Origin of the sequence: Streptomyces sp. NRRL F-5122 (assembly GCF_001507435.1) — a bacterium.
Lineage (GTDB): Bacteria > Actinomycetota > Actinomycetes > Streptomycetales > Streptomycetaceae > Streptomyces > Streptomyces lannensis.
The window spans coordinates 1-974 of sequence record NZ_LMWH01000088.1 but is presented as its reverse complement, the minus strand read 5'-3'; the positions used below and the strand labels follow the sequence as shown (position 1 = coordinate 974).

Genomic DNA, 974 nt, shown 5'->3' with positions numbered 1-974 from the left:
CATCGCCAGCGTCCACAAACTCAGCCCCACCGACCGCCGGCACGTCGCCGTACTCGTCGAATCCCTGCTCCGCGCCGACGAATCCTGAACCCCCTCCCCTCCTTCTCTTTTTCCGCCTTCTTTTCCGCTCCTGCTCCCCGGCGCCTGCGGGCGCCCGTCGAACCGTCCGACACCCCGCTGGCCTTGCGCGCGCCTACGGAAAGCCTGACGGCGCCGGGACGAGCAGACCCAGGAGCGTGATCCGGGGGCGGGATCGGGGGGCGGGTGCCTGTTCCCGAACGGTGCGGAGCGGGCCAGGGTCAGGGCCGCCGGGTCGCGGCCGTGGTGACCCAGTCGATGACGGCCTGCACGGTGGGATAGTCCAACTGCGCCAGCCGGACGACCGCCTGCACGGCAGGCGGGTCCAGCGGCACGCACGCCGCATCCAGCGCGCAGTACAGCATGACTTGGTGCGCCTGAGTCGCCGACAGGGGTCCGCCGTGATTCATCTCGGTCCGAAATACCTGGGCGATGGGCAGGGGTGGAGTGATGTCCATGTCCTCGTCATGAGCGGGATCGAATGTGACGGATCGAAGAACAAGCGGGCAGAGACGCCAAACAACGGGCGGTCAGGGCTGGCAGACCGGGGCGGAGCGGGCAGGTCGCGGTCCGGGCGTGCGGGGCGTGGAGGGGGCGGGTGTCTCGTGCGGGCGCCGGATACGGGCGCCGGGGATGGGTGCGGGGCGGGTGTGGGTTCTGGCCGGGGGTGGTGGTCAGGTTTGGCGGGTGAGGCGTTCGAGGGTGTCGAGGAGTGCCTGGCCGTGGTGGTGTGCTTCCGGCCGGGCGTGGTGGGCGAGTTCGCTGCGCAGGGTGCGCCAGAACGCCTCGGTCAGGGAGTGCTCGTACCAGTCGCCGACCGTCCCGGAGCCGGGCGCGCGGCGCAGGGTGTGGGCGCGGGCGGTGAAGGAGCAGCCGGCGAGTTCACCGGCCGTGTC

Annotated in this window: 2 protein-coding genes; both read right to left on the bottom strand. The window is 71.4% G+C overall.

All coding sequences use genetic code 11. The features are described 5' to 3' along the window. Positions 1-299: 299 nt before the first annotated feature. Positions 300-536, bottom strand: coding sequence for a hypothetical protein (locus ADL25_RS11670; protein ID WP_059127618.1), 237 nt, complete (start codon positions 534-536; stop codon positions 300-302). A 216-nt stretch (positions 537-752) separates the two neighbouring features. Then, positions 753-974, bottom strand: a 222-nt coding sequence (locus ADL25_RS11665) for a hypothetical protein (protein WP_159044914.1), incomplete at its 5' end; no start/stop codon positions are given.